The organism is Allobosea sp. 05T433 (assembly GCF_056396065.1).
This window is the reverse complement of record NZ_JBFTKS010000004.1, coordinates 15,386-37,909: the sequence shown is the minus strand read 5'-3', so window position 1 is coordinate 37,909 and position 22,524 is coordinate 15,386. Positions and strand designations below refer to the sequence as shown.

Genomic DNA, 22,524 nt, shown 5'->3' with positions numbered 1-22,524 from the left:
CTCTCTCAGTACCGGATCCGGGGATCGATCAGCGAATAGGAGAGATCGACGAGCAGATTGACCAGGACATAGATGCCGGAGAACAGCAGGATCACGCCCTGGATGATCGGATAGTCGCGCTTCGAGATGGCATCGACAACGAGCCGTCCGATGCCGGGTATGTTGAACACAGTCTCCGTGATGACGACGCCGCCGATGAGAAGCGCGACGCCTATGCCGATCACCGTGATGATCGGTACGCCGGCGTTCTTGAGCGCATGCTTCATCAGCATCGTCTTCGTCGTGACACCTTTGGCCTTTGCCGTCCGGATATAGTCTTCCTCGAGCACCTCCAGCATCGAAGCGCGCGTCATGCGCGCGATCAGCGCGATATAGGCGAGGCCGAGCGTGACGGTCGGCAGGATTAGGTGGAGCAGCCACGGCCCCACGCCATCGGCGAGCGGCTTGTAGCCCTGGACGGGAAGCCAGCGCAGCTCGATAGCGAAGATGTAGATCAGGCCGTAGCCCACGACGAAGGCCGGCATTGAGAATCCGAGCACGGAGAAGCCCATCAGGGCACGGTCAACCAGGCTTCCGACCCTCCAGGCCGCGATCACACCGAGGCTGACCGCGATGCTGACGGCGAAGAGCATGGTCAGCAGCGCGAGCGAAAGCGTCGGCTCCAGTCGTTGGAGGATCAGCCTGCTGACTGGCGTGTTCGAAAAGATCGAAACCCCGAGATCTCCGCTCAGCACGCGTGCGGCCCAACGCCAGAATTGTACCAGCAGCGGATCGTCGAGCCCGAGCCGCTGACGGATGGCGACGATCTGCTGGGGCGTCGCGTAATCGCCGGCGATGATCGCGGCTGGATCGCCGGCCGAGAAATGCAGCAACAGGAAGACGAAGATACCGACGAGCGTCATCACCAGCAGGGTTTGGGCCAGCCGTTGGGCGATGTAACTGAGCATGGGGTCGATCGTCCTCCTTCAGCCTAAGCAGGCCGGTCGCGCCGCGCGCCGGCTGCGCCGTCCACCAGCCCGCCGGAATGGTCCGACGCCGGCCGGGGCGGAGCCCGGCCGGCGGAGGCGGCTACCCCTTCTTGACATTCCAGAACGGGATCAGCTCCGGCATGCCGATCAGCCCGGTGAGATTGCGCAGGGCCGCGGGCTGGAACCATTGCCCGTAATACATGTGCGGCACGAAATCCCACGCGTTCTGCTGCATGTCGCGCGCGATCTGCCGGCGTTCGGCATCATTCGAGGCGGCCGCCCATTTGTCGCGGAAGGCTTCGTGCTTCTCGTCGGTCGGCCAGCCGAACCAGCCCTTCTCGCCATTGGCGGCATGGCCGCTGAGCGCCACGGGATTGCCGAAGGCATTGACCGAACCCGAGGTGAAGAAGACGTTCCAGCCGCCCTGGTCCGGGGGGCTCTTGACGGCACGCCGCGTGATGACCGCGCCCCAGTCCGAGGCCTGCAGCGACACGTTGAAGCCAGCCTGGCGCATCCACTGCGCGATCAGGTTCGCGGCATTGTTCATATAGGCGATGTTGGTAGCGTGCAGCACGACGACGGGGCGGCCGTCATAGCCGGATTCCTTGACGAGCTGCTTGGCCTTCTCGATGTTCTGGCCGCCCTTGAACCAGTCGATATTGGCGTCATTCTCCATCGGCGTGCCCATGCCGAACAGCGAAGAGCAGCCCTTGAAGTATTTCTCGTCGCCGAAGGTCGCCTTCATCACCTCGGTCGGGTGAATCAGGTAGAGCATCGCCTGGCGGGCCTTGACGTTGTTGAACGGCGGGTGGAGCCAGTTGACGCGAGCCCAGCCGAGCTGGCCCTGTTTGTTCAGGACCTCGAGCTTGATCTCTTTCTCGCCCTCCAGCGAGGACAGCAGATCGACATTCGGGTACTCGATCATGTCGATCTCGCCGGCGCGGATGGCAGCGATCGCCGTCGCCTCGTCCGCGATGTTCTCGTAGACGACGCGGTCGACATTCACGACCTTGCCGCCGGAGGTGAAGACGGCCGGCTCCGAACGCGGCACATAGTTCGGGTTCTTGTCGTAGACGTAGCGCTGGCCCTGGACGACGGCGTCCTGGTTCATGACGAACGGGCCTGAGCCGATGATCGTCTGGATCTGCTGCATCGGGTCGGTCTGCGCTTCCTTCTCGCGCATGATGTAGCAGGCATTGGTCGCCGCCTTGGCGAGCCAATCGACAGCCAGGCTGTAGGGTTCCTTCATCACGATCTGGAAGGTCTTGTCGTCCTTGATCGGCGTATCGGCGAGGCGAGCCATCATGTGCTGGCCGCCGCCGTCGCGCGCGCCCCAGCGCCGGATCGAGGCGACGCAGTCGCGCGCCGTCACCGGCGTGCCGTCGGTGAAGCGCAATCCGTCACGGAGTTCGAAATTATAGGTCTTGCGATCGTCCGAAAGGCTCCATTTCGAGACCATCTGCGGCTTGGCGTCGAATTTGTCGTCGACCCCGAACAGCGTGTCGTAGACCATGGCAGCATGGTAGGAGGTCATGTTCGCGGTCGTCCAGACCGGGTCGAAGACGCGAAGATCGCCATGCAGCACGGCGCGGACGGTGCGTGAGACGGGTGGGGTGGTCTGGGCCCTCAGGCGGGCGGGCGCGGCGGTCAGTGCTCCAGCGGCGAGACTGCCCTGGACGAATCTGCGGCGTGTGGTCGTCATGTCTCTCTCCCTCCAAGAGATGCTGAATGACCGCGAGCATTCGCTTCGTCTGGCCACCCTCGGTGATCAAATCACGGTCAAGTCTCCATCCACGTGGCCAGGCTCAGACGACGATGCGGCCGGGCGGCAGCGGGTCGTGAGGCCAGAGCGGCCGGGCGATCTTGCGATAGGGGTATTTGCGCACGTCGAGATGCGAAGGGCCGCCGCCGTCGGTGTAGATCACCGCACTGGCGATCGGCCCATAGGCGGCATGGAAATGGTTGGTCGACTTGACGCTGACGATGCGCTTCTGCGTCGGGTCGATGCCGACGCTGGTAAAAATCTCGAGCCCCAGCGCCTGCGTGCGATGCGATAAGAGCGCGACGTCGATGCCGTCGATGCGGATGCCGACGGCATTGCCGATCGGGACCTTGGCTGTGCCGAAGCTCTGGGTGCCGTTGCGGATGGCTCCGAGCACGGTGACGTCGCCGTCGACCGGCTTGCCCGAGGTCGAGGCGGCCTTGCCGCCGAAGCGCAGCGGGATGGTGGCGCCGACACCGGCGGTCAGGCAGAATTCGACGGCGACAGGGTCCCAGACCGGACCGATCGCCGCATCGCGAATACCCCGTTCGCGCAGGCGGTGGATGATGTTGGTATTGTCGGACGCCGCACCCCCTCCGGCATTGTCGGTCGAATCTGCAATCACGCTCGGGCCGTTGGCAGAACTGCCGAGAGCCCGGTCAAGCGCTTCGTCGAGCGGGACCACCGGCGGAGCGAATTGCCCCTTCAGGGAGCGGAACTCCTCGCCGAGCCGCGCGGCGAGCGCATCTCCGGCGGCCTTGGCATTGTCGGTGACGACCAGGACCCGCGTGCCGATCTCCGGCACGTCGCCTTGCTGGAAACCGTGAGCGAGCGAGACCGAAAGCACGGCGTCCTTGCCCTCGAGTGCGCTCATCCGGTCGACGAAGGAGCGCCCGGGCTCACGCGTGGTCGGCACCAGCTCGATCATCCGGCAGTCATAGAGCGACATCACCGGCTTGATCGTGCCACGGATCGTCGCAAGGATGATGTCGACCAATTCCTCGGCCCGCTCGACGAAGTCGATATGCGGGTATTCCTTGTAGAGGATGATGGCGTCCGCCAGCCGCACGCGCTTTTCGGTCAGGTGGCAATGCGGATCGAGCTCGACACCGATCGGCACCTTCGGGCCGACGATGGCGCGGACATGTTCTAGAATGTCGCCCTCGCAATCGTCATAGCCATGCGCGACCATGGCCCCGTGCAGCCCGAGCAGGACGCCGTCGACCGGCATTGCGGCGTTGAGTTGGCCGAGGATCTCGTCCCGCATCTCCTCGTAATCGGCCTGGGCACAGGTTCCCGAGGGCTCGGCCCAGAAGCAGGAACCTTCGATCAGCGTGAAACCGTCTCGCTCTGCCCGCTGGCGCGCCACGTAAAGTGGCGCGGTGCAATGCGTCGCCCGGTCGGGATGCTGACCTGCGGGAAAATAGGCCGATGCCTCGAAATTCGCGCGGGATGTCGGGATAGGCGAAAACGTATTCGTCTCGGTAGCAAGCGACGCGGCGAACAGACGCATAATCAGAGCCTTCCCGTTTCGTGCGGAGGCAAGCTCCGACGTCAGCAATGCGCCTGTCAAGCTGCGTCGCAGCAAGAAATCCTGCTTTGTGATGCTCGCAATCCCGGAGCTGAGGTCAATGGCCATTGACGACGGCAATGGGGGCATTCGTCATTCTACATCCTATCCGCGCAAATCCACTTTTCCCGGTCATCAGGGGTGTAGGAGAATCCCGCCGGCCGCGTGAAGCTTGGGCCCCCGGATACCGCCCATCATGTCGCTGCGGGCCGCTGTGGCCGTCGGCCCGCCTGCGCTTTGGACGACTTCGGGCCACACCGCGTTGGAACCGCCGGCCGTCGGCGGCGTTAGCCAGCAAGACGGGTCGCGAGGATTTGCCCCATGAACAGCACTCGAATTGGCGGGCTGCTCAGCATTGGCCTGAGCACCTTTGTTCTTGTGACACCCGCTCACTCTGCCGGGTTCTTCGATGAACTGGCCCGAGCCGTGTTCGGGAGACCGCCTCCGCAGGTTTACCCGACTGGGCCTGAACCGCTCGATGTGACCGTTCGGCCGACGCGTCGTTCGCATCAGCGGAAAGCCGTCGTATCCAGGCCGACGCCTCCAGTCGTAAAGCTCGATCCGGCCACCGATCACTATTGGTACCTGGACGACCCGACCCTGCGCCGCGGCGATATCGTCGTTACGCGTTCGGACGTTCTGGTCTTTGAGGGGCGCGCCAGTCAAAACCACAGTGCCAGCGATTTTACTGCCCTCGGGAAGTCTCGCCTTGTATCCAGGTCCACCCAGCAGAGGGTCGAGGCGGCGGCGGGCGGTCGCAAGTTCGAGCCAGACCCCGGCCCACGAACCATCGCCGAGCGCGACCCTGCGAATTGATCCGCGGCGCATGGATCATTGCACGGCAGGCGGCCGCTCGCAGGGCGGCGTAACCCGTTGCTGCTTCGCGAGCTCGCTCTCACGATGCGCCCCGCATCGCGTTCGAGCGAGAAGTGCTGCTGATCCCCGCGGAGAGCGATATAATCAGCCCGATCGAGAGGAACCCGCCTGACCATATCTGCTGCTGACCGTTGAAATCCCCTGGAGGAGGACCCGGATCATGGCCGCCAAGGAGTTGAAGTTCTCGTCCGATGCCCGCGAGAGGATGCTGCGCGGTGTCGAAATCCTGGCCAACGCCGTCAAGGTCACGCTTGGTCCCAAGGGGCGCAACGTCGTGATCGAGAAGTCATTCGGTGCGCCCCGCATCACCAAGGATGGCGTCGCCGTCGCCAGGGAGATCGAACTTGCCGACAAGTTCGAGAACATGGGCGCAAGGATGGTGCGCGAGGTCGCTTCAAAGCAGCATGACGCCGCCGGCGACGGCACCACGACGGCAACTGTATTGGCCCACGCCATCGTCCGTGAGGGAGCCAAGGCCGTCGCCGCTGGCATGAACCCGATGGATCTGAAGCGCGGCATCGACATGGCGGTCGAGGCTGCGGTGGCAGATTTCAAGAAGAGGGCCAAGACGGTCACGGCCAATAGCGAGATCGCTCAGATCGGCACCATCTCGGCCAATGGCGACACCAAGATCGGGGCGATGATCGCCGCGGCGATGAAGAAGGTCGGCAACGAGGGTGTCATCACGGTCGAGGAGGCAAAATCGCTCGAGATCGAGCTCGATGTGGTCGAGGGCATGCGGTTCGATCGTGGCTATATTTCACCCTATTTCATCACAGATGCGGAGAAGATGCGGGCCGAGCTCGAAGACACCTATATCCTGATCCACGAGAAGAAACTCTCCTCGCTCCAGGCCATGTTGCCGCTGCTCGAGGCGGTGGTGCAAACCGGCAGGCCGCTGCTGATCATCGCCGAGGACGTGGAAGGGGAGGCTCTCGCCACGCTCGTGGTCAACAAGCTGCGGGGTGGCCTCAAGGTCGCGGCCGTCAAGGCTCCGGGCTTCGGCGATCGCCGCAAGGCCATGCTGGAGGATATTGCGATCCTCACTGGCGGAACCGCCATTTCCGATGATCTCGGCATCAAGCTCGAGACCGTCACGCTCCAAATGCTCGGCAGCGCCAAGAAAGTCATGATCGAGAAGGAAAGCACCACAATCGTTGACGGTGCCGGCAGGAAGAAGGAGATCGGCGCTCGCGTGGCACAGATCAAGGCGCAGATCGAGGAGACCAGCTCGGACTACGATCGTGAGAAGCTCCAGGAGCGTCTGGCCAAGCTCGCCGGTGGCGTTGCGGTCATCCGCGTCGGCGGCGCGACCGAGATCGAGGTCAAGGAGAAGAAGGATCGTGTCGACGATGCCATGCACGCGACCCGCGCGGCGGTCGAGGAAGGCATCCTGCCGGGGGGCGGCGTGGCGCTGCTGAGGGCGATGAAGGCCCTTGCCGCCGTCAAGCCCGCCAATGCCGACCAGAGAACCGGCGTCGAGATCGTGCGCCGCGCGCTGCAGGCTCCGGCCCGACAGATCGTCGAAAACGCCGGCGCCGACGGTGCGGTCATCGTCGGCAAGCTGATCGAGAAGGATGACTACAACCAGGGCTACAATGCCGCGACAGGGGAGTATCAGGATCTTGTGGCGAATGGGGTGATCGATCCGGCCAAGGTGGTGCGGACCGCCCTTCAGGATGCGGCGTCGATCGCCTCGCTGCTGATCATGACCGAGGCGATCATTGCCGAGCAGCCGAAGAAGGAAGCGCCGCAGGCGATGCCGGGCGGCATGGATTTCTGATGATTGATACGGGCGGACTCGATCGGGTGTCGCTTGCGAAGGAGATCCGGCTGGATCATTGGGGGTGTATCGCGCGCGCCAGCTCGGAGGTTTCTGGCGCTGTCTCTCACGCGCCACCACGGTGCGCCTGCTATTCGTGGGTCAGCTTCAGCGGGTGTACCGGCTTGTTTCGCCTCGCGCGCATTGCAACGGCGAGCCCTGGAATGAGATCGAGACGCCTATAGACACAAATGCCGGTCGCGACATTCCAGAGCACCATGGTCGCCGTGGTGGCCACTGCCGCGCCGATTGCGCCGTAGAGCGCGATTCCTATGGCGCAGGCTGCGACGTTCGCGGCGGCGCTCGCAACCATGATGACCGCGGCGGCGCGCTCATGACCGGTCATGGTCAGGAGGTTCTGATGCGGGCCGGCCGCCGCGGCAAAGACCTGACCGATCATCAGGATCTGAGCAACATGAACTGCGGCGACGAAATCCTTGCCAAACCATCGTAGCCCCGGCTCGAGCACCACCAGAAGCGGCACAGCCAGCATGACCGCCCCGACGAAGGACAACACGCTGGCGCGCGCGAACAGCGCCTGCAGGCCCAGCCGGTCCCCGCGCGCGTGAAGGTCCGCGATCGTGGGGGCAAATACGGTGCTCACGGCGACGCGCGGCAACAGGAGCAGCATCGCCACATTGAAACCGACCGCAAACGTACCAGCATCCCGGATGTTGCCGGTCCAGCCGAGCAGCATCACCCCCGTGCGGTTCATCAGGGTGTCGACGGCCGTCATGATCATGATGGGAAAGACGGCGGTCAACCAATAGCGCGGAGCGTAGGCCGAGCTCACGCCTCGCAGAGCAAGGGGCCAGAGCTGGCGCATGATCACGCAGACAACGCCCACCGTGACCGCCGAGCTGATCAACAGTGCAGCCATGACGACCGCTGCGTCCAGCCGCCATGAAGCTGCGGTGGCGGCCAGGACGACAAGCACGAGCAAGAGGCCGTCACGGACGATGCGTTCCGGCAAAAGAGCCGAAACGATTCCGCCGAAAGCGCGTAGCAGCGTCGCACCGATCAGATACATCGTGACCAGCGGGACTGTGGCCATTCCGATCAGCAGGCTGATGCTGAGCTCCGAGTGCGGGCGAGCGGAGGAAACGGCCACGATTCCGGTGCCGATTCCGGCGAGAACGATGGCTGCCACGAGGGTCCAGCCCACGGCAAACTGAATCACACCACGCGCCAGAGACCACTCCCCCTTCGCACCATAGGCCGGCACGAACCGAAGCAGGGCAACATTGAAGCCGAGGGTCGCGCTGTAGGCCAGGAGGCTGACCCAGGCAAAGGCGTAGGAATATGTGCCATAGCTGGAAAGGCCGACCAGCCGGGCGATCTCGAACTGAGCAACGCTCGTAAGCCCTGCGCCGCCGACATAGACGACCAGAGCCCAAACGCTCCCGGATGAGAGCCGGTGAGCGAGGTCACTGCTGCCCTTCGAACCGGTTTCGCCGCTTGAGGGCGCGGCCGCGGGCTCAGATAGAGCGGTCGCTGTCGGCGCATTATCGCTGCGGGCCAGCCGGGTGGCGGTGGCGTAACCTGTCAACATCAGATCAATACCCAGCGTTGTGACTGTAATCGATCATGACCGACGCCAGCTCATGAAGCTGCGGATGTCTTTGAAATGGAAGCCGGCATCGTGCTCGGTATCGACCCAGGTCAGCACCGACGCCACTCGGGGAGCGCCATCGGCGTCGGGCCCCGGAGCGCCGCCGACCAGCCGTAGCGCACTCTGCGCCATTTCCCGGCCGGTCTGTGCCCAGCGCACCACGAGCAGTATCTGGTCGGCCCAGCCCGCCAGAAAACTCGCTTCCAGCCGATCGACCGCTGCGGGCCCATCGATCACGATGAAGTCGTAGGTCTCGCGGAACTGATCAAGCCAGTGCGGAACTTGCGGGTTTGCGAGGAAATGAAGCAGGTTGCCATCGAGTCGAGGCGGCGGAATGTAGTCGACCCCAAGCTCAGGAAGGTGCTCCACCGCATCGGCGATCGGTCGGCCGCGGCTCAGGACGTCGACGAGATCGACGCCGGGGGCGGCCGCGCGCGCCATCGTCACGATGTCCCGTTCAGGGAGCCCGCTTGGCTCGCCGAGGTCGATCAGGAGCACGCGCAGTCGAAGGCGCGCCGCCGAGAGGACAAGGCTCCGCGCGACCGTGGTCTTGCCTTCGCCCGGAAGGGCGGAGCTGACAAGGATGATCTTCGACGCGAAGCTGCCGGAGCCCCTTGGCAACACGGAGATCAGCAATGAGCGGATTGACCGCGCATAGACTGATTGAGGCTGCTGCCGCAGCAGATCCTCGATCCGCTTTGCGTGCCGGAGCGTGACCCGCGGGACCTGCCCGAGGCAAGGAACGGCCAGAGCTTCGGCGGCTTCATCCGTGCTGCGAAGAGTGTGATCAAGTCTGTCGATGCCGAGCGCAAGCAGCACGCCCATGATGCCGAAGACCATCACGCCAGGCGGAATGAGGAAGGCCGGGTGAATCGAACTTGGCCTTTCCGGCGGCCACGCCGACGCCATGACCCGGACGTCCGGCTGAATGAGCTGGACCTGTTCGTTTGCCTGCTGCTGACGGCTCAGAAGGGCATCATAGAGCTGGGCCACTGCGGCCGCCTGACGCTCGAGAGCCCGCAAACCGGACATGCTGGCCGCGGTTTCGGTCGCCGCCGCCTTCAGGGACTGCAGCCGCTCCTCGATTGATCTGGCCTGAGCCTGGAGAATGCGACCGTCGGTCTCTACCTGGCTGAACGCCTGATCGATCGCCTGCTCTGTCGCACGGTCCGCTTTCCGGCGCGGCTCCGGCTGAGGCTCCTGACCGACTGTCGCTGGTGCTGCTTCGTTATGGGCGAACTCGGCCAGGCTCGCTGATCCCAGTGCATCCGCAAGGGCGGAGGTGGGTGCGCCGCGCTGGCGCAAGTCGTTGAACCGGTTCAGCCGTTGTTGCGTCGCGGCGAAATCGGACTTGGCCAGGGCCAATTGCCGGGCCAGCTGTGCGATCTGCTGGCCGGTTACATCAGGGGTGCCATCGACCGCTGCGCCATGGAGCAAGCGGTAGGCCTGCAGCTCCTCTTCGGCACGCGCCACCTCCAGCCTCATTTCGGGAACGCGCTTGGCGAGCCAGACCACAAGCTGCTCCGCGTCGGTGCGCTTTCGTTGCGCAATATCCTCGATGTAGACATTCGCGACGGTGTTCGCGATCTCGGCTGCACGTCCCGGATCGGAATCCGTTGCAACAACTGACAAGACTCTCGAACGTCGCTCTTGGCCGATCTTTACGGAGCGCTTCAACTGCTGGGCCAGCGCGCTTTCGTTACTGTCAGGGGAGTGGCTGTCAGCGCTACGCCGAAACGGCTGCGTGAGAAACGACCAAGCGGCACCGAGCCCATCCTGGACACGGTGCAGCCAGGAGTCCGGTTGCTTCCCTGCCGCCACCACTTCCTCATGGGCAAGAAGGAGCGCGGAAGCGACCCGTCGCAGATGCGCATCGGACGAAAGCACGGCCAAGTGCGTGTCGATCGCCGCATCGTCGATGGCTTGGGAGGCCTGGGATGTGCCACTCGACCCTTCCGAGGCTCGATCGACCACGATTTGCGTCGTTGCCGTATAGGTGGGCGACATGATCAGGCCAACGATCGCGACCCCTCCGCCGCCGAGGAGCATCATTGCAAGGATCAAACCCCGCCGCCTCGACAGCGCGTGGACGATCCGCTGGAATGGCAGCGGCCCTGGCGCCGATCCAATGATCGGTCTGGTTATCCGCGTCGTCGGTTCGAGTGGCGGCAGATCCGAAGGTCGTGCCGTCGCGATGAACCGCTGGCCCTTGCCGGTCAACGCTTCCATCGTCAGCTCCCCTGCAATGCGAGGTCGAATTCACCGACCGGTGTGGTGGCCGGCGGACCTGCGCCCTCGTCGAGCCAGGCCTGGAGCATCAGCACAGCCCAAAGCGCAAGCGAATGGTCGCGGCGGCCGCTCAGATGCTCCGCCCAGCACGCCTGGACCGCCGCCACGTCGAGAAGATCGTGGCGCCGCAGCCGCGATTCGGTCAGCAGGTCGGCCGCCCAGGCCCGTAGCGGCCCCTTCAGCCAGGCACCGACAGGCACGTCGAAGCCCTGCTTGGGGCGTTCGAACAGGTGCCGGGGCAAGTAGCGCGCAAGAACCTGTCGCAAGATCCACTTGCCCTGGCCGTGGCGGACCTTGACCGCTGTCGGCAGGCGCCAGGCGAATTCGACAACGCGATGATCCAAAAGCGGACAGCGGGCTTCCAGGCTCGTCGCCATGCTTGCCCGGTCGAGCTTCACCAGAATGTCGCTCGTCAGATATCCAGTCATGTCCCGAAAGATCAGTTGCGACACCAGATCGTCGAGGACGGGAGCATCGGGCTCGGCAGCTTCGGCGTCGCGCGCCAGGGTTAGCTCCGAGACACGTGTCAGCCGCCGGTAGATTTCCTGGTCTCCGTTCGCGGCGAAGAGATCGGAAAGACGCCTCAGGCGGTCGCCGCGCAGCGAACGCCTCAGCCGGTCCGGCACCGGCAGCCGATTGACGAATTCCTCGCTGGCGCCATTCGCCAGGTGAACCAGGAAATCTGCAGCGGTGCGGCGGAGAATGGGGGGCAGGCCAAGCAGGGAAGCCAGCCGCACCGCAAGAAAATGCCTGGAGTAGCCGGCAAAGCATTCATCGCCACCATCGCCCGACAGAGCCACGGTCACATCAGTGCGAGCGAGACGGGAGACGAGCAGGGTCGGGATTTGCGACCAGTCGGCGAATGGCTCGTCCCAGATGCGTGGCAATTCGGGGATGACCTCGCGAGCCTCCGCTGGCGTCAGATGCAGCTCCGTATGATCTGTCCCGAGGTGCCGGGCGATACGCCCGGCCTCGACCGACTCGTCATAGCCTCGTTCGCGAAATGCAATCGTGAACGTGCGCACCGGCCTGTCGGACTGGGCCTGCATCAGCGCGACGACGGTCGAGCTGTCGATTCCTCCGGAGAGGAATGCGCCGAGCGGAACGTCGGCGACCATCCGCTCGCGCACGGCGAGACGAAGCAGTTCGTCAAGCTCCGCGACCAGTGCGACATCGTTGGAAACGAACGGATTCTTCCGCCCCTCTTCGGCCACGGCAGCCAGGGACCACCATTGGTGGATCCTCGACTTGAGAGTTGCTGTGTCGGGAGCGTGGGCGATCTCGTCGGCGCTCACCGACAGCATGGCTCCAGGGGGCAGCTTGAACACATCGTGCCAGATGCAGCACCGATCCGGCATCGTGCCGCGCGCCAGCATGGCGGCCACAGCCTCTCGATCGATCCGGGCTTGAAAGCCCGGAAAGGTGCGAATTGCCTTCAGCTCGGAGGCAAACACAAGGGCACGTCCGATGCGCGCGATGTAGAGTGGCTTCTTCCCCATCCGATCTCGGACCAGATGGAGAACACGCGCCCTTCGGTCCCAGAGGCCGAGTGCGAACATGCCGGTGAAGCGCTGGAGCGCCCTCTCCAGACCCCAGCTTTCGATCGCGCCGAGCATCACCTCGGTGTCGCTGCCACCACGGAAGCTATGCCCGAGATCTTCGAGTTCGCGGCGCAGGGTATGGAAATTGTAGACCTCGCCGTTGAAGGTCATGACCAGCCGTCCGCTGTGGGAAAGCATCGGCTGGTGACCGCCCTCGGTCAGGTCGACGATTGCGAGGCGTCGATGACCCAGTGCGACGCCTGCCTCACGGTCACTCCAAAACCCGTCGCTGTCCGGCCCACGATGGCGAATGGAAGCCGTCATCGGCTTGATCGCACCCAGTAACCCGGGGTCCGCAGCGTCGGGGGGCAGAATGATACCCGCAATCCCGCACATCCTGTCATCTCCCGTAGTGAGCGGACACCGTCGGCCTTCGCGTGCAGCCCTCGGCCAAGCACAGGGCGAGGGCGAACCAGAAGATCGGGTGGCGAAGAATGAAGTGGCTGATGCTGAACACCGCCACAGAGCAGATCAGTGCCGAGAGGGCATCGAACCGGGCGTGCAGCGTGAGCAAGAGGGTACTGCCGACGAGCCACGCCAGAGTGGCGAGGCCAAGCACGCCTCCTTGGGTGTACAGGTCCAGGGGCGTGCTGTGCGCCTCGAACGGGCCGGGCAGGTTCTGCGGGTTAGGACCCGTGGGGCGTTCGGAATGCGGCCCCGGACCGAGGCCCAGGGAGGCCGACCCCAACCCTTTCAGCAGTGCTTGCTGCCAAAGCAGAAACCGCAGATTGGCTGTGGCTACGGTCCCGTCCCCGCCTTTGTCCTTGGCCAGGCTTTTGGCGAAATCCTCCGCCTCATCGGCAGCGGCGATGCCGTAGGGCAACAGCGCGATCGTGGTGGGCGGGGCCGCCAGGATGAAGAGGACGGCTGCGATGTAACGCATGCTGTATCCTGGCATGGCCAGCCAGGTCCGCAGCCGCAACCCGATCAGGAACGTGCTCGAGATGACCGTGGCGCCCAAGAAGGCGTCGCTCTTCGTCAATCGCCCGAAGACCACGGGCAGGACCGCCAAAGCAAAGCCGGAGACGCGGCCGAAGCCCGTCTCCGCGCTCATCGCCAGATGGAGCGCGAGCGGACCAAACACGGCGCAATAGAGCGCAGCCTGGTTGGGGTTCTCGGACCAGCCGCGAAAGCGGTCCCAGTACCATGGATCGAGCGAACCCTGAGGGAGCAGCCCCCAGCCGATGGCAATCTGCAGCGCGAGGCCGATATTGCCGAAGACGATGACGAACCAGGCGGTCTGCCGCAGGCGGTTGTCACTGTCTGGTTCGGCCATGGACAATATCGTCACACAGGCCATGAGCAGATAGGCGGTGGAGTCATGCACCATGGCGCCGACGTCGGTCAGCGGATCGAAGAGAAGTCCGATGCACGCGCCTATGCTCAAGGTGAGCGCGAACACGGCCCAGAATGCGCTCAGTCGGGTCAAGGCTGAACTGGCCGCCATCGGGTACCCGGCCAGAAATCGGGTCGCCGACAGGGCGATCCAGAGCGCAAGGCAGAGCTCGCCTAGGCCGATCGGCAGGCCGGGCAGGCGGAGCTGCGATGCGGAAGACAGCACGAGCCCCGCTCCGAGGAGCGCATTTCGGATCATTCCCCTTCTCCGACACCGCGGAGCGCGCCGGCGCCCTCCAGAATCGGCGATCGCGACCTGCCCGCAGCCTTGTCCGTACCACCCTGTTCCGACAGAACCTGCCGATAAAGCTCCGTGTAATGTCCGACGATCGTCGAGAGCCCGAATTCGCGTCGAACCAGCGCTACGGATCGACCACCCATTTCAAGCGCTCTGCGCCGGTCTTCGAGGAGCTCGAGGATGCTGCTGGCGAGAGCGCCCGGGTCGCGCGGTGGCACGAGGAGGCCGTTCCAGTGATGCGTGACCACATCGCTGCAGCCGGGCATGTCGGTCGTGACGATCGGCAAGCCCGCAAGGCCGGCCTCCAGCAGCACGCGCGGGATCCCCTCCCGATATTCCGTCGGCAGGACGAACAGATCTGCAAGGCCGAGCAGGGCCGGCACGTCTTTCCTCGCGCCCAGCGCCATCACATGGGGCGCCTGCCGGTCGATCTCGTCCTGAGCGACTGCGAAGGGCCCTTCACTTTCTCGTGGACCGACGAGCAGGAAGCGCACACCCGGGCGCACCTTCCTGACCAGCGAAGCAGCCTCCAGTAGCGTCGGAATTCCCTTCTGTTGCGTCAGCCTGCTGACCGTGATGACGATCTCGTCCGTCCCGAGGCCGAGCTGTTCCCTTAGCGCCGCAGTGACGGGGCCACGGGCGTGCGATCGATCGAAGGCGGCAATGTCGATGCCCGATCCGCGGATCAGATGAGCGCGGTCCCCCCGAACCAGCCTGTGACTCTCGAAATAGGCCTTGTCGTCGCGGTTCTGGAAAACCGTAGCCGCGGTCCAGCGGGAGGCGAGCCATTGCAAGGCGCAGTAGACCGACCGGAGGGCGAGCGCGCGGGCCGTCTCGGACGAGAATACCCAACCCATCCCATTGATGGTTCGCACCACGGCGACCTTGCCCCGGACCGCGAGGGGTGCCAGCAGATTGGGCTTCGTATCGAAGCTTTGGACAATGTCTGGGCCGATATCCGCGATCATCTTCGCGAGCTGGCGGATGGCAGCGAGATCGGCGCCGCGACTGTCGAACCGGTCGAATTGATAACGCCGATGAGCCAGGCCGGCTTGCAAGAAGGCGGCCCCGTCTGTGGTCGAGGCTGCCGTTATCCGAAAGCCGCGGTCCTGCAAGGCTGCGAGGAACGGGATGCGCAGCGAATGGTCCTCCCCTCCCACGCAAAGCACATGCGGAACCATTTTGACTCCTCCTGCCAGGAGCTGGGACTGCGGGGGGCCTGACCCCTGAGTGCAAGCGCTCGGCCTGATGACCTTTTCCGGCGCGTTCCTGCCCCACAGGACCGTATCCGGTAGGAAATCACGGTATGGAGCAGGCTCTGCACTGTCCTCATTCATTTGGATGACGGATCGGAACCGGACGTAAATGGCGTAGGGCGCCGGCATCGGTGCGTTTCCGCATGGTCGGGGGAAGAATCCGGCGATCGCCGGCCTCATCGCTTCAGAGGCGGCAGGGTGTTCGCCTTGAAGCCGACAGCTTCTGCCTCACGCTATGGTTTGCGTGGAAGAGGCCGGCTCGGCCCGGCTGACAGCGGATTCACGTGCTGGCAGGCGTAGGATGCCAGCATTGGGGCGGGGCCGCCGGAAGAGGCGTCGCGGTAGCGGCCGTGGCGCGAAAACCAGACAGCCGGCCAACTGTGCAGGGACCGGAGAGAACATGTAGTCTCCCGACGCATCTTCAGGTCGTCACGAATTTGTGCGTGCAGCCGCCGTGTTTGATCTCGAAACGGCCTCGGAGCGAGCCTGTCCGAATGGAGGGCGAGCCCCCGGGGCTCGAGTCTGTCGAGGGCGGCCACTTCCAGGGGCTCTATCTCCATGCGCGCATGGCGACGATTACTTCTACCCACGGGGGACCGTGAGCATTCCGTGTCACGCTGGCATGAGCCCGCCTGCTGCCCCGCCGCGGCCCGTTCGTCCAATTTGGGTAGCCCTTCCTTGCCGGGGACAGCGGCCGGTGTATGCAGGCCGGCCGGTATGGCCTTTCGGGGGGGCGGGACCTTAACCTTTGGGTGTAGGCAGACTGGCTCCTTTGAATGCGTTTTCGCTCGGGGGTTTTCTGATATTGTTCCCTCATGGTTCCGATATTGTTCTATAGTAATGTATCCGGAGCGTATGAATATATAAGATAATTTTCCATACTGACGATATAATCAAAGGTAATTTGAGTATAATATGTAGTAACTTCCGCTCCTTGTGCGCGATATCTTGCAGCGATTAAGTTTACGTGCGCTGTGAGTAGCTGCGTCATCTCAACCGACATGGTTTGCGGGGCGAGGTTAAGCGGATGGTCTCTGGTCCGGAATGCGGAACATCGAGGAGAGTGCCGATATGTCTTTGGTCAGCGGATCTGTCGAAGCGCCGGCGCCCCTGGGTGCGTCCGTCCGTCATGCGATGCCCTTGAATGCCGGCCTCGTCGGGCCTCTTTGCGCGTCCCCAGTTCTCGACCAGGAAGAGGGCGGGGCGGGCGTAGCGCCCCCAAGCAATTATCGCGGCACCGTGGCTCTGAGCATGCTCGACCGCATCGGCTGCGGCTATCTTGTCCTCGAGGACCGCCGGAAGATCGTCGAAGCCAACGCCACGGCCCGGCTGATCCTTGGCCGTGAGGCGGGCTCGGTTCAAGGCCTCGACCAACTGACGAGCGCCTTCAAGCGATTGATCGCGCGCGCGCCGAACCGCCCGTCACTCGGCCCGCTGACCTGGATCGTCATTTCGGACAAGGACGATGCGCCTCTCGTTCTCAATCAGGTCGCGGACGACATGCCGGACGGCACCAGCGTAGTGATGCTTCTCGATCTTGATGCTCATCTGGAGCCCAATCCCTTCATGCTTCAGCGCATGTTTGGCCTGACCATGGCCGAGACGCGCCTGGCGATTCAAATGGCGCGCGGCGATGTGCCGGCGGATGTCGCCCGCAGTCGGCGTCTCAGCCGAACCACCATTCGCTCCCAGCTGGCCTCGGTCTTCGCCAAGACGCAGACCAGGCGCCAGGCGGAGCTGGTCACGCTGCTTGCCCGTGTCGCGGTCCTGCCGTGAGGAGCGGGCTTGCTTCGGCGCGCCGCCTCGACCCGGAGCAACGCAGCGCCGGTATCGACAGGCTTGTCCGCTGGAAGCACTGGCGGGCTGTCGCCTGGTGCGCCTTCTCCCTCGTCGGCATTGCCTCGATCCTGCCCGGAAGCATCGAGTTCAGAACCCGGGCGCCACCCGAGCTGGAGCACGTGTTCGCCTATGCGATCACGGGCGGAATTTTCGCGGTGGTCTACGGGCGCAAGGGCGCCCCCTTGTCTGCCGCCTTGCTGATCATTGGCGCCGTCGGGTTCGAACTGGCCCAATTTTGGATTCCGGGCCGCACGCCACGAGTCGTCGATGCGGCGTGCAGTATTGTCGGCAGCATGATCGGGCTGGCGGCTGGTCTCGTCCTGCGCCGAGCGTGGTCGAAGCGATATCGGGTTTCGAAGTAGCACGTTCGGCGAGGCGGATTGGTGATTTGACTTGGGCTGGTGACATCGGTTGCTGTGGCGGAGCCAAGACATTGCGGCGATGCGGGCAGCTCGGCGAACGGAAGCTCTGCATCGCTTCTCCTCACATCGCAAGGACAGGTGAGAAACCGTCCGCTACGCCCTTGCGGATGCGCCGGTCTGATGCGGCAAACAGGGACGTCTGTCGCAACCGCAGGCTTTCACGCGCGCGCCAGCCTGTTGCCTGTCTTGCTCCGACGCCGGAGTGGTCTGACGGGGGCGATGGCGTTCCAGGCGGATAGCTGGCGAAGGCGTGATCTCGCCAGCGATCCGATGGCATTTCTGACGGTCCTTCGCGGGGGGCGTCCGCAGTATCCTTCGAATGGACGATGACGCTCACAAGGCGTCTCCATAGTGTCCTCTGACGGCCTGACCCGCTGCTTCGCGAGACTGTGCAGCCATGATGTGCTCGGGCCACAGGCAGAAGTCGATTGGCGCCGGGGCTCGACGAGACGCATGGAGCGACGTTCCGTCGATCAGGGTGGTTGGGATGCTTGGATAGGAATGGGCCGGGCGCGTGGCAGGTGAGGCCGCACATCGCTCAAGGCGTATTGCGGTCATGGAGGTAGGAATGACTAACGCCGCAATGGGGGCAGCCGGACGTCTCAGTGCCAGACTCTCGGCCAAGCTTCAGCAGTCAGCCGACGTCTTGCAGGACGAGGGTGCACTCCGCTTTCTGGAGTTGTCCGCTCTATCGCTGAGCGCGCCAGTTCGATCAATGCGCGTGCGGATCGCCGTGTCAGCGGACGCCAAGCGCGCTATCGCCAAGATAAAGAGCAGCTCTTGCGGGCGAGGGCTTTTCATCGATTGCGGATCAAACGTTGGGCAGGGATATAGCGTATTCAGTCGGTACTATACCGAAGAATATTTTGATTTCATCATGATAGAGCCCAACAAGAGTTGTCTGCCATATCTTCAGGCGCTCCAGGCGAGTTCGAGTGCGAATATCGAGATCATCGGTAAGGCGGCGAGCGTCCGGGAGGGCTTCACCAAGTTGTTTGGGCCTCCGTCGGATCGACGCCAACCTACCTATGAAGGGCGATCGATCGTTCCCGAGCACAATAGCAGCCTGTATGCCGCGGGGGATGCAGATTCTGACGTCGTAGAGACATTCTCGCTGTCGAACCTCATCATGGCAAAGAAAATGCTGTATGACGTCGTCGTTCTCAAGCTCGATGTCGAAGGTGCGGAATACGAAATACTATTCGATATGATAAATACAGGAGCTCATAGAGAATTATACGCGGCATATATAGAGTTCCATTCCATTTACATGAAACGTCTCGAGAGAGAAATCAAAGTAGTGGCGGAATCCAATATCCGAAAGACGATAGAGAGCGATGGGATATTGTTTAGGGAGTGGATATAAGGCCTCTTCGATTTGGATAGACCAGACTCCCATGGCGGTTTTCTGGACATGGAGATCAACATCTCTCTGTTCGGCCTAATTTTCCGAGGTCAGGACGCGGCTCTGAGCGTCAAGGCAAGAGGAAGAGGCTTGTAATGATCCTCGAGATGTTCGGGCCGTCCGGGGCGGGAAAGACGACGATGGCGTCCGCCCTGACCGCCCATCTGCGCGGTCTCGGCTATGTCGTGACCCCCCTGATCGGCGTGAGGGCTCACCCGCTGAGACGCATTATCCTCAAATGCCTGGCCAGCGCCCGGTTGCTCAACTCCGCCGGTTCGGCCGGCGGCGTCGCGGATCTCTTCAGGATACTGCCACCGAAGGATCGGCTATGGGGCGTTCGCCTGCATTGGCACCTGGCACTGCTCCATCGCGAATGGACTGCGGCGCAATCCTCGGATGCGATCACGATCTTCGATCAGGGCATGGTCCAGGCGGTGGCCTCGCTCGTTCTGCTCAGCGGCATAGTCGAGCGCGACCCTGTCGGACGCGCGCTCGACTGCGTGCCGAAGCCGGACCTGCTCATCCGCTTCGAAGCGCCACGCCCCCTCCTGGAGGCGCGCCTTCGGGATCGTCGACAGAGGATCGGCCCGCTTCAGCGCTACCTCGAGATCGACCTGCAAGGCAGCCTGGACCACGTGGACCATGTCGACCTGATCTCCGGCCTGGTCGGTGCGCGCGGGCTCCCCATGATCCGAGTCAGCAGCATTGATGCCCCGAGCCGCAATCTGTCGATCGATCGGATCAGCGCCGCAGTTCTCGCCAGGATGCGCCCATCGCGAGCCGTTGCGGAGGAGCCCGCAGCACGCGGCTATGCGGCGCTCTCCCATTAGAGCATCGGACCGGACCCCGTTTCCGGTCCGATGACCCAGCTTTCCCGAGAGCCGGAATCCATTTCACCGGCCGATTCTTTTGATCCGGCGTCGGGGCGGGGGGCAGGCATTGGCTGGGGTGACTCGAGTTGCCGCCAACGGCGGAGGCGACCGCGATCATCGGCCCTGCGGCAGGGGCTGTCGCCCGTGAGAGCCAGGATATCACTCAGCGCCAGGTGGATTGTGCAGGGCGAGGGCAGCCGCTGTGCAGGCCGCGGTCAGCGGGCTCCCGCAGCCCGTGTCGCGCAGCCTGGTCGCTGAAGAGGGACCAGAGACACGCGGCATCGGGAATCCTCTCGTCGAAGGGGCCGTCTGGACCCTGCACCGGACCCGGCCAGCCGGCTTCTCCAGGAGAGGCGGGATCGGGGGGGCGCGCCGGCCGGGAGTGAAGGCTATCGCGGGAAATACGCGACGCCGGGCCCGGAGGCAGAAGAGCCGATGGCGGCATGCCCCGCCTCCATCATGCAAACGAACGAAGACAGTGGGTTACGGCGCTCATAGCATCCTCTCCCAGATGACCGGGTGAACTATGTGCGTGGTGATCCAACCGGTGCCTTGTGCCGTGACGTGTCAGGCACTCCGACACCGCTCCACCGCTGTCATGCCCGGCGCCACACGTAGCAAGCCGGAGCGGCACGTGGCCGCAGACCACTTATAGGAGGCTCGGATGAAGGCTGTGATCCAATGCGGCGGCAAGGGCACCCGTCTGCGCCCCTATACTTCGGTCCTGCCGAAGCCGCTAATGCCGATCGGATCGAGGCCGGTCCTGGAGCTGCTGCTCAAATGGCTCCGCCGGAACGGAATCCAGGAGGTTTTCGTCACGACCGGATATCTCGGCCATCTCATTCGCAGTTTCTGCGGAGACGGCGCGCAGTGGAACATGAAGATCACCTATACCCAGGAAGTCGAGCCGCTCGGTACGATCGGCCCACTTTCGCTGCTGCGGGACCAGCTCGACAGCACGTTCCTCGTGCTCAACGGCGACGTGCTTACCGATATCAGCCTCAGCCAGTTTGCCAGCTTCCATCGGCACCATCCGGGCCCGGTGACCATCGCGACGACCACTCGCACGATCAAGATGGATTTCGGCGTGATCGACGAGGTTGATGGCGAGGTCAAGACCTTCCGGGAAAAGCCGGCGCTGCCGCATCTGGTGAGCATGGGCCTGTACTGCATGGATCCCTCAGTGTTCGAGTTCATTCCGTCGGGAGTGCCCTTCGGGTTCGACGACCTGATGTTCCAGATGCTGGAAACTGGCACGCCCGTGCACGTCTTCAAGCACGAGGGTGTGTGGCTCGACATCGGTCGCGTCGACGACTTCCACAAGGCGCAGGACGTCGCCTGGGACGAGCAGTCGGTTGTGATCGAGCACCCTGTCGCGGCCTGACGACGCCGGTCTGGCCGGCGCCGCTCGGCGCCGGCGACTTGTCCGCCACGCGTGATGGAGCCTTCCATGTTGCTGGTTGCCGAGCCCATCCTGGGCCCCGAAGAGAAGACTGCCCTTGCAGAGGTCATCGACAGTGGCTGGCTGACCATGGGGGACCGGGTCAGAGCTTTCGAGCAGGCCTTCGCCGAAGTCCATGGCGTCGAGGATTCCGTCGCGGTCAATTCCTGTACGGCGGCCCTCCACCTCATTCTGCATGCCCTGGGACTGGGGCCAGGCGACGAGGTCCTGGTTCCCGCCCTGACCTTCGTCGCCACCGCCAATTGCGTGGTCTATGTCGGCGCGACGCCCATCTTCGTCGATATCGAGTCGGCGGATGTTCCGCTGATGTCGCTGGCCGACGCCGAGGCCCGCTGCACCGCGCGGACCAAGGCCGTCATTCTCGTTCATTTCGCCGGCTATCTCGCCGATCGCGAGGCCTGGCGGGACTTCGCTCGCCGGAAAGGGCTGCTGGTGATCGAGGATGCTGCACATGCGCCCGGGTTGAGGCAGGTCGGGACCTTCGGCGAAGCTGCCGCGTTCAGCTTCTACGGCAACAAGAACATGACCACCGCCGAGGGCGGCGCGATCATCGCCCGCGATTCCGCCCTGCTCGAGACGATCCGGCAGGCGCGGGGGCACGGCATGACCAGCGGAACGCGCCAGCGCCTGAACGCGCGCACGCCGACCTATGATGTCACCATGCTTGGCTTCAACTACCGCATGGACGAGATGCGGGCCGCCATCGGTCTTGTCCAGCTGCGGAAGCTGCCGGGCTGGAACGAGGTCAGGAGCCGCCTGGTGGCCGATTACCGGCAGCTCATCGCCGAACGCTGCCCGTCCGTTACGGTACCTTTCCAGCAGCCGCGGCTATCCACGTTCCACATCATGCCGGTTGTCTTGCCGGCCGGTGTGGTGCGGCAGGAGGTCATCGATCACCTGCGGGAGAACGGCATTCAGACGACGATACACTACCCTCCGGTCCATCTCATGACGCTTTACCGTGAGCTCTGCCCCGGTGTGCAACTGCCGCGGACCGAAGACTTCGCGCTGCGCGAGCTGACCTTGCCGCTCCACCCGCGGATGGAAGCCGAAACGGTCGAACTGGTCGTGGACACATTGGCGCGTGCCGTGCAGGCCGAAACCGTCGTCAAGGCCGTCGCATGATGCCCCGTCA

At 63.8% G+C, this 22,524-nt stretch carries 16 protein-coding genes; 8 read left to right on the top strand and 8 right to left on the bottom strand.

The window, feature by feature from the left end; translation table 11 throughout:
• Window positions 1-5: 5 nt before the first annotated feature.
• The 3 genes from AC1DGP_RS06535 to AC1DGP_RS06525 all read right to left on the bottom strand — a co-directional run bounded on the left by AC1DGP_RS06535 (window position 6) and on the right by AC1DGP_RS06525 (window position 4,243).
• The gene (locus tag AC1DGP_RS06535) at window positions 6-947 is read right to left on the bottom strand and encodes an ABC transporter permease (RefSeq protein ID WP_441490638.1); all 942 of its coding nucleotides are present in this window, start codon (window positions 945-947) and stop codon (window positions 6-8) included.
• Window positions 948-1,068: 121 nt separating this feature from the next.
• Entirely contained in the window at window positions 1,069-2,670 is a 1,602-nt protein-coding gene (locus AC1DGP_RS06530; RefSeq protein ID WP_441490639.1) for an ABC transporter substrate-binding protein, read from the bottom strand.
• 103 nt (window positions 2,671-2,773) lie between these two features.
• Window positions 2,774-4,243 carry a M81 family metallopeptidase gene (locus tag AC1DGP_RS06525; protein ID WP_441490640.1) on the bottom strand — a complete coding sequence of 490 codons (1,470 nt, stop codon included), beginning with the start codon at window positions 4,241-4,243 and terminating at the stop codon, window positions 2,774-2,776.
• A 378-nt stretch (window positions 4,244-4,621) separates the two neighbouring features.
• Here AC1DGP_RS06525 and AC1DGP_RS06520 point away from each other — a divergent pair, with 378 nt between their 5' ends.
• Window positions 4,622-5,116 (top strand): hypothetical protein, encoded by a 495-nt coding sequence (locus tag AC1DGP_RS06520; RefSeq protein ID WP_441490641.1) that lies wholly within the window; start codon window positions 4,622-4,624, stop codon window positions 5,114-5,116.
• A 220-nt stretch (window positions 5,117-5,336) separates the two neighbouring features.
• A complete protein-coding gene (gene groL / locus AC1DGP_RS06515; RefSeq protein ID WP_441504904.1) occupies window positions 5,337-6,959 on the top strand; it encodes a chaperonin GroEL in 1,623 nt (540 codons plus the stop codon).
• A gap of 130 nt (window positions 6,960-7,089) precedes the next feature.
• On the opposite strand, the gene AC1DGP_RS06510 is transcribed toward groL, so the two are convergent.
• The 5 genes from AC1DGP_RS06510 to AC1DGP_RS06490 are packed head-to-tail and all read right to left on the bottom strand — an operon-like array spanning window position 7,090 to window position 15,314.
• Window positions 7,090-8,550: a lipopolysaccharide biosynthesis protein gene (locus AC1DGP_RS06510; protein ID WP_476831869.1), complete on the bottom strand. Its 1,461-nt coding sequence runs from the start codon at window positions 8,548-8,550 to the stop codon at window positions 7,090-7,092.
• Window positions 8,551-8,583: 33 nt separating this feature from the next.
• Window positions 8,584-10,839: a GumC family protein gene (locus AC1DGP_RS06505; protein WP_441504902.1), complete on the bottom strand. Its 2,256-nt coding sequence runs from the start codon at window positions 10,837-10,839 to the stop codon at window positions 8,584-8,586.
• A 2-nt stretch (window positions 10,840-10,841) separates the two neighbouring features.
• On the bottom strand, window positions 10,842-12,836 hold the full coding sequence (gene asnB, locus AC1DGP_RS06500; protein ID WP_476831868.1) for an asparagine synthase (glutamine-hydrolyzing): 1,995 nt from the start codon (window positions 12,834-12,836) through the stop codon (window positions 10,842-10,844).
• Between the two features lie 4 nt (window positions 12,837-12,840).
• Window positions 12,841-14,094 carry an O-antigen ligase family protein gene (locus AC1DGP_RS06495; protein ID WP_441504900.1) on the bottom strand — a complete coding sequence of 418 codons (1,254 nt, stop codon included), beginning with the start codon at window positions 14,092-14,094 and terminating at the stop codon, window positions 12,841-12,843.
• Window positions 14,091-15,314 carry a glycosyltransferase family 4 protein gene (locus AC1DGP_RS06490; RefSeq protein ID WP_441504899.1) on the bottom strand — a complete coding sequence of 408 codons (1,224 nt, stop codon included), beginning with the start codon at window positions 15,312-15,314 and terminating at the stop codon, window positions 14,091-14,093. Before AC1DGP_RS06490 ends, AC1DGP_RS06495 begins: the two co-directional genes overlap by 4 nt.
• Before the next feature lie 1,326 nt (window positions 15,315-16,640).
• Here AC1DGP_RS06490 and AC1DGP_RS06485 point away from each other — a divergent pair.
• From AC1DGP_RS06485 to AC1DGP_RS06460, 6 genes are all read left to right on the top strand, one after another.
• Window positions 16,641-17,165 carry a helix-turn-helix transcriptional regulator gene (locus AC1DGP_RS06485; protein ID WP_069882281.1) on the top strand — a complete coding sequence of 175 codons (525 nt, stop codon included), beginning with the start codon at window positions 16,641-16,643 and terminating at the stop codon, window positions 17,163-17,165.
• A complete protein-coding gene (locus AC1DGP_RS06480; RefSeq protein WP_441504897.1) occupies window positions 17,162-17,590 on the top strand; it encodes a VanZ family protein in 429 nt (142 codons plus the stop codon). The genes AC1DGP_RS06485 and AC1DGP_RS06480 overlap by 4 nt, the downstream gene beginning before the upstream one ends.
• Window positions 17,591-18,218: 628 nt before the next feature.
• Window positions 18,219-19,016: an FkbM family methyltransferase gene (locus tag AC1DGP_RS06475; RefSeq protein WP_441504896.1), complete on the top strand. Its 798-nt coding sequence runs from the start codon at window positions 18,219-18,221 to the stop codon at window positions 19,014-19,016.
• Window positions 19,017-19,150: 134 nt separating this feature from the next.
• Window positions 19,151-19,885, top strand: a complete 735-nt coding sequence (locus AC1DGP_RS06470; protein ID WP_441504895.1) for a hypothetical protein — start codon at window positions 19,151-19,153, stop codon at window positions 19,883-19,885.
• A 706-nt stretch (window positions 19,886-20,591) separates the two neighbouring features.
• Window positions 20,592-21,311, top strand: a complete 720-nt coding sequence (locus tag AC1DGP_RS06465; protein WP_441490651.1) for a nucleotidyltransferase family protein — start codon at window positions 20,592-20,594, stop codon at window positions 21,309-21,311.
• 66 nt (window positions 21,312-21,377) lie between these two features.
• A complete protein-coding gene (locus AC1DGP_RS06460) occupies window positions 21,378-22,514 on the top strand; it encodes a DegT/DnrJ/EryC1/StrS family aminotransferase (RefSeq protein ID WP_441504894.1) in 1,137 nt (378 codons plus the stop codon).
• Window positions 22,515-22,524: the final 10 nt, after the last annotated feature.

Excerpts from the sequence above, each read along its gene's own strand:
- AC1DGP_RS06535 (WP_441490638.1), bottom strand. The coding sequence starts at position 947 with ATGCTCAGTTACATCGCCCAACGGCTGGCCCAAACCCTGCTGGTGATG.
- AC1DGP_RS06530 (WP_441490639.1), bottom strand. The coding sequence starts at position 2,670 with ATGACGACCACACGCCGCAGATTCGTCCAGGGCAGTCTCGCCGCTGGA.
- AC1DGP_RS06525 (WP_441490640.1), bottom strand. The coding sequence starts at position 4,243 with ATGCGTCTGTTCGCCGCGTCGCTTGCTACCGAGACGAATACGTTTTCG.
- AC1DGP_RS06520 (WP_441490641.1), top strand. The coding sequence starts at position 4,622 with ATGAACAGCACTCGAATTGGCGGGCTGCTCAGCATTGGCCTGAGCACC.
- groL (WP_441504904.1), top strand. The coding sequence starts at position 5,337 with ATGGCCGCCAAGGAGTTGAAGTTCTCGTCCGATGCCCGCGAGAGGATG.
- AC1DGP_RS06510 (WP_476831869.1), bottom strand. The coding sequence starts at position 8,550 with ATGTTGACAGGTTACGCCACCGCCACCCGGCTGGCCCGCAGCGATAAT.
- AC1DGP_RS06505 (WP_441504902.1), bottom strand. The coding sequence starts at position 10,839 with ATGGAAGCGTTGACCGGCAAGGGCCAGCGGTTCATCGCGACGGCACGA.
- asnB (WP_476831868.1), bottom strand. The coding sequence starts at position 12,836 with ATGTGCGGGATTGCGGGTATCATTCTGCCCCCCGACGCTGCGGACCCC.
- AC1DGP_RS06495 (WP_441504900.1), bottom strand. The coding sequence starts at position 14,094 with ATGATCCGAAATGCGCTCCTCGGAGCGGGGCTCGTGCTGTCTTCCGCA.
- AC1DGP_RS06490 (WP_441504899.1), bottom strand. The coding sequence starts at position 15,314 with ATGGTTCCGCATGTGCTTTGCGTGGGAGGGGAGGACCATTCGCTGCGC.
- AC1DGP_RS06485 (WP_069882281.1), top strand. The coding sequence starts at position 16,641 with ATGCTCGACCGCATCGGCTGCGGCTATCTTGTCCTCGAGGACCGCCGG.
- AC1DGP_RS06475 (WP_441504896.1), top strand. The coding sequence starts at position 18,219 with ATGACTAACGCCGCAATGGGGGCAGCCGGACGTCTCAGTGCCAGACTC.
- AC1DGP_RS06470 (WP_441504895.1), top strand. The coding sequence starts at position 19,151 with ATGATCCTCGAGATGTTCGGGCCGTCCGGGGCGGGAAAGACGACGATG.
- AC1DGP_RS06465 (WP_441490651.1), top strand. The coding sequence starts at position 20,592 with ATGAAGGCTGTGATCCAATGCGGCGGCAAGGGCACCCGTCTGCGCCCC.
- AC1DGP_RS06460 (WP_441504894.1), top strand. The coding sequence starts at position 21,378 with ATGTTGCTGGTTGCCGAGCCCATCCTGGGCCCCGAAGAGAAGACTGCC.